This window comes from Paenibacillus sp. 01T422 (genome assembly GCF_056398785.1).
Genome location: NZ_JBFTQB010000293.1, coordinates 1 through 6,748, shown reverse-complemented (window position 1 = coordinate 6,748; position 6,748 = coordinate 1). Strand labels below are relative to the sequence as shown.

The window sequence follows — 6,748 nt, the reverse complement described above, 5'->3', positions numbered from 1 at the left end:
TTCATTAGCCTTCTTTATTATAAAATATGGTGAACGTCAAGTTGCAGAAACCGCAGATACCTTTCCGTATCCAGTTCATCCAATAAGCTTCTACTCTCATCGTCATCTCGCTTCAAACTTTATATTAAAGGAGAAAACCATGAAAAAATTAGTCTTATCCCTATTCATTGTATTATTTGCGTTTGGGACTTCATTTGCGCAGATTCGACCTGTATATGCAGCTGAGAACGATTTTACTTTTACAGTCGGTTCCAATGGTGCGACGGTTACGGACTATAAGGGCACGGATCTGAACGTGGTTATTCCCGCTGCGTATGCGGATACGACGGTAACCGAGATCGGGAGATCAGCATTTGATACGTACGGTACGGGCAAACCTAAAATTACGAGCGTCGTAATTCCGAGCAGCGTGAAGGTCATTCAAACGTATGGATTCCGTTATACTAGCCTCACTTCCATAGACCTTCCTGAAAGCTTGTTAACAATCGGCTCCAGCGCATTCGAAAACAATCCCTTAACTTCCGTCGAATTTCCAGATAGTGTGACGATGATCGGCAACTACTCTTTTTATATGAATAATTTGACATCGATTAAATTATCGGAAAATTTGAAGACGATTAACGGTGGAGCTTTCGACACTAATCACATTACGAAGCTAATCATCCCAGCAGGCGTAACGAAAGTCGACAGTAGCTCATTTTATAATAACAACTTGACAAGCATTACTGTGTTAGGCAATGCAACAACTTTTGGGTCAGGCGTATTTGAGGGTAATCCAAGCAATCTGAAAATATTCGGGATTGCGAATTCACCCGTAAATACTTATGCGTCGAGTAACGGACATACGTTTGTTGACGGAACTGTGTTGTTTCAAGCGGTCGTTAGCGCCAAGTCATTGTTAAAAAGTCATCTAGCGGGCACTGGTGTAGGACAAGTGCCGGCTAATACCTACAACAACTTGTCTGTAGCCTATGATGCAGCTATGCTTTTTATCGACGGAATCGGGAATGCGACCATCGCCTCCGACCTGGCAAACGCCGCAATACCTCTGACTTCTTCAATTTCAGCATTCAATGGGGAAATTATCCAGGCCGGAAATCCCGCAGCGTTGGTGGCGGCGATCACGGCGGCACAGCAGGCGATGACGAATCATCCGCAAGGGGTGAACGTGGGACAAACTTCGGCGGCAAACCGCAGCGCTTTGCAAAACGCGATCACTGCAGCCCAGCAAATTTTCACTCAAGCCGCCCAATATCTTCAAAATGAATTAGATGTGGCTGTGGCACATTTGGAAATGGCGATAGATACATTCGAAGACGTGATTATCTCAGCCGGCGATCCTACAGCGCTRGGCGTKGCGATCACGGCGGCRCAGAAGGCGTTGACRGATCATCCRSAAGGGGTGAACGTGGGGCAGGCGTCAGCGGGAACGCGCACCGCACTGCAGACTGCATCTAATGCAGCGCAGCAGATACTCGATARCGCGGGYAATTACACGCAGGATCAACTSGATRYTGCYGYTAAYCAGTTAAACTCAGCGGTTCAAGTGTTTAATGCTGCAGTTATACAAGCGGGCATTCCGACAGCGYTAGGCGTTGCGATCACGGCGGCGCWGAAGGCGTTGGCGGATCATCCAGTAGGGGTGAACGTGGGGCAGACCTCAGCGGGAACACGCAYSGCACTGCAGACTGCATCWAATGCAGCGCAGCAGATACTCGWTAACGCGGGCAATTACACGCAGGATCAACTTGATACTGCCGTTAACCAGTTAAATTCAGCGGTTCAAGTYTTTAACGCTGCAGTTATACAAGCGGGCATTCCGACAGCGCTGGGCGCAGCGATCRCGGCAGCGCAGCAAGCGTTGACGGATCATCCGCTAGGGGTGAACGTGGGGCAGGCGTCAGCGGGAGCTCGCACGGCACTGCAGACTGCATCTAATGCAGCGCAGCAGATACTCGATARCGCGGGCAAYTACACGCAGGATCAAYTGGATAYTGCKGTTARCCAGTTAAACTCAGCAGTTCAAGTGTTTAATGCCGCCGTTATACAAGCGGGCATTCCGACGGCGCTRGGCGYKGCGATTATAGCGGTACAGCAGGCGTTGACGAATCATCCAGAAGGTACGGATGTAGGACAAACTTCGGCAGTAACGCGCACTACACTGCTTACTGCATCTAATRCGGCGCAGCGGATACTCGATAACGCGGGCAACTACACGCAAGATCAATTGGACACTGCCGCTAATCAGTTAAACTCAGCGGTTCAAGTGTTTAATGCCGCTGTTATACAAGCGGGCATTCCGACTGCGCTGGGCGCGGCGATTACGGCGGCACAGCAGGCGTTGGCGGATCATCCAGAAGGTACGGATGTAGGACAGACTTCGGCAGTAACGCGCACTGCACTGCAGACTGCATCTAATACGGCGCAGCAGATACTTGATAACGCGGGTAATTACACGCAGGATCAACTCGATACTGCCGCAAATCAGTTAAACTCAGCAGTTCAAGTCTTTAATGCCGCTGTTATACATGCGGGCATTCCGACGACGCTGGGCGCGGCGATTATTGCGGCACAGCAGGCGCTGGCGGATCATCCAGAAGGTACGGATGTAGGACTGACCTCGGCAGTAACGCGCACTGCGCTGCAGACTGCATCTAATACGGCGCAGCAGATACTCGATAACGCGAGTAATTATACGCAAGATCAATTGGATACTGCCGTTAACCAGTTAAACTCAGCGGTTAAAGCGTTTAATGCCGCCATAATACAWGCGGGCATTCCGACGACGCTCGGCTCGGCGATTATAGCGGCGCAGCAGGCGTTGGCGGACCATCCAGCAGGTACGGATGTAGGGCAGACTTCAGCAGTAGACCGCGCAGCACTGCAGACCGCAATAGATGCAGCGCAGGCTATTGCCGACGATGCGAAGAATCAATCTCAGACTCGACTGGATGCAGCCACTGTCAGTTTGAACGACGCTTCGGCAGTATTTGAAGCCTCTTGGGTGGGGGTGGTGCTAACCACATCGGCCAATGATTTGTATGGAACAAGAGATACGCTTCGATTTACGTTATTTTACGGATACGAAGTAACCGTGATCGGGACACCCGCCATTCCGATCATGATTGGAGATGATTCCGTCGCTCAGACGGTATATGCCCCATATACAGGAGAGCGCGGCACAGCATTGACAAAACTTACTTTCGAATACGAAATTCCGGCCGGGCTCGCGGATGTTGACGGAATTAAAGTTGCCGCTTCATTGGAGCTCCCGAACGGCTCAAGCATCGTTCGCACCTCCAGCGGGTTAGCGGCTTCGCTGACTTACGTTGCACCAGAAGCGAGCGGAATACGTATCGTGGCGATACCGCCCGATGTTGCCCTGACGGCTGCATGGAACGGATCGGCTAGTAAAGCGATCAGCGTGACCGCAAACGTGTACGGCGTAACTGCGGGAAATGCGCTGACGGAGCTCCGTTGGTTGCCTGGAAGCCTTAGCGAGGCTGATTTTGTTAGTGGAACGAAAGGAACCGATATTTTGGCCGCATCTCAATTCATGATTACTGCTAACGGCGACTATACCGTATATGCCTTAGACGAAGCAGGCAATGATACAGTGAAAACCATCAATATTACTGGGATCTCACTCCCGTCTTCATCGGATAATGGCTATAATGGCGATAGACCGACTACATTGGAGACGAATGTGCAGATAAATAGGAACGGCGGGATTACCGCTCTTGTCGATCCTTCCGACCTCAAAAAGATTACGCGTTCGGACGGCATGGTGGTCGAACAGGTTATCCTCCCCGAACGGACGAGGGAGAGGGTACTGGAACTCCTGAAAGATGCGAAGGAACCACTTGTCAGCATTAGAATTGGCAATCGGGAGCAAGCGGTACAAACACAGCTTCCGGCTGGCTGGATCGCGGATATGGCCCAAGCTTATCCTAATGCAATTATCGAGGTGAGGCTGAACAATTCCAGCTATCAGTTGCGGATAAGCGCGATCGATCTTATTGGCTTGGCGGAGCGTCTCGGCACGGAAGTATCGGATTTGACCGTGAACATCATACAGGTGCAGGTCAGCGAGAATGTTCGACAAGAGATTAATCGGATTGGCGTTTCCCAAGGTTTTGCTGTTTCCGCCGATGTCATTGACTACAAGGTGACGGCGGAAGCAAACGGGCAAACGTTGGAGGTGCATGACTTTGGCGGATCTTACTCGATTCGGACCATTAAGTTAGACGGAGGGAACATGAACCGTAACCTGGTAGCCGTTCAGTATATCCCGGCAAATGGCACCGTCGTTTTTGTTCCGGCACAGCTGGAAACTGGTCCAGATGGCACAAACGAAGCGATTCTGAACGTGCCACATAACAGCATGTACACGGTTGTAGATGTGCAAGCTCGAACGTTCGCTGACCTAAACAATCACTGGGCGAAAGCGGATGTGGAGCATCTGGCGTCCAAGCTGCTGGTGAACGGTGTGGCGAACGATCGTTTCGCGCCAGAGGGAAGCATTTCACGAGCGGAATTCTCAGCTTTGCTCGTTCGCGGACTAGGGCTATCCGTAGAGGAGAGCGGGGGCGGTGCCCGTTTTGCGGATGTCCCTGCATCTGCATTGTATGCATCTGCAGTAAGTGCAGCAGTGGATAGCGGCCTGGTTAGCGGCATCGGTGCTGGCCTTTTTGCTCCCAATGACCCGATTACCCGTGAGCAGATGGCCGTTGTGATCGCCAGCGCCTTAACCTTGACCAGTCAAGGAACTGGTAGTGAAGGGAAAGGGCAAGAGGGCAGCCACCTAGACGCTTTCACGGATCGAGAATCCATTTCTTCATGGGCTCATGAGGCGGTAGTCCGAGCTTCGGAAGATGGCATTATGAAAGGTATGGAAGACGGACGTTTTGTCCCGATGGAGCATGCAACGAGGGCGCAGGCAGCAGTTATACTGAAAAGGTTCCTGCAATACGTGCATTTTATCGATTAAAAACAAGCAAAGAAATCAATACAAGTCTCATCGAGATAGTGAAGGAGCTTGTTCTGTGGCCGCGCTCCTTTTTTGGACTTCTTTGCAACAGTAGACTGTGTAGGGCAAAAGAAGAATTGGTTACATGAAAAGTCGCATGTGATGCGGCTTTTTTATTTTGTATCCTCAAGTTCTTGAGCCTACTAATTGACGAAATGCTGTTACTGCTTATTTACTTGAATAACTAGGGGGGAGGGTAGATACTCGATGAATAAGCATGTATATTGAAAAGGAGGTTTACTTAGGACTGACCCGCATGGCAGTTCCATAGTGAGGAGAGACGCTGTAGTGAACACAGTTCAATGGTTGTCCTTACTGCTTTTTCTGGCAGCGGGATTCATGATATACGTTGCGTTTTTGTCCTATCAGCAACGGCATTTACCAGTCGCTAGAACGATGATTTTGATTATGATAGGAGCGGCTTGGTACGCAAGTGGTTATGCTTTCGAATTGTTAAGCCGCAACTTATACGAAGTTAAACTTTCGCTTCAAATCGAATATGTGGGCATTCCATTCGTCACGACCCTATGGCTCTTCCAGGTCATCCAATTCTCTGGGACGGCTTCGCGTTACCGAAAACGGCTTGCGGTGGCACTATTTGTTATCCCTGTAGGGGTCTTTTTTTCCCATTTGACCAATGAGTGGCATCACCTTTTTTATGAGCAATATATCTTCAATGAGTCTACTTCATTTCCATTGTATACAACAGTTAAAGGACCTTGGTATAAAGCACACACGCTATATAATTACTTCGTGTTATTGTGTGGATTTTTTCTATTTATCCCGATGTATTGGCGGTCTTCAAAAATTGTTCGCAAGCAAATTATCGTACTGACCATGGGAGCCGCAGTGCCCTTGTTGTTCAATATAACCTTGTGGTTTGGAATGGTGGTCGATTTGACGCCTTTCGGGTTCGCAGTGTCTGGGATCGTCTATGCCTGGGGAATTCTGCGATTCAATCTGCTCCGATTTACACCGCTTGCGCTGACTCAAGTGTTCGACACCATCCGGGATGGTGTTATCCTGCTCGATTACAAGGATCAAATTGTCAGCTACAACAAAGCGGCCGAATGCGTCTTACCGGAACTCACATTGACGAAACATTACCCTGCCTATGTCGGGGAGGTTCTCTTCGCAATTCCTGAATTGATTCATCCCATTCTTGACTCTCATCACGGAAACGAACGGTTCTCGTTCTACAGATCCCAAGCGGATGGCAATAAAAATAAATATTATCAATGCAGCGTATCGTTCATCTATGATTCAGGCACAGCCATTGGAAAAATGATCCTCTTTAATGATATTACGGAGTTGAAAGAAAACGAGGCACGTCTACGTGAGAGTGCGAACCAGCTTTTGGAACTAAATTCGTTTAAGGACAAAATGTTTACTGTTGTAGCACACGACGTTCGTGATCCGATCGCGCACTTGGTCAGTATAACCGAACTGCTTGGTGAAGAACTTGCTGCGGATAACAATGAGCATGTCGAATTGTTCGGAGTACTCCAAGGACAAGTACAGAACACGTTCTATCTTGTCGAGAATTTGCTCGACTGGTATCGCAACCAGAAAGGGAATGTCGTGTTTCGACCGCTAGGCTGGAATTTGCAGCAAGTCGTTCGTCAATCCCTGTTACTAGCAGAGTCGAAGGCAGAAATGAAGCATATTGTGCTGAGAGAGCAAATTGACGAGAAGCTTACAGTTAGCGCAGATAAAGAG

2 protein-coding genes are annotated in these 6,748 nt (G+C 49.2%); both read left to right on the top strand.

The genetic code is table 11. From position 1 onward, the window contains the following. Positions 1-139: 139 nt before the first annotated feature. Positions 140-4,990, top strand: coding sequence for a leucine-rich repeat protein (locus tag AC1DUA_RS17420; RefSeq protein ID WP_477500974.1), 4,851 nt, complete (start codon positions 140-142; stop codon positions 4,988-4,990). Between the two features lie 327 nt (positions 4,991-5,317). Then, the coding region (locus AC1DUA_RS17415) for a histidine kinase N-terminal 7TM domain-containing protein (RefSeq protein WP_477500973.1) at positions 5,318-6,748 on the top strand (1,431 nt) is incomplete at its 3' end.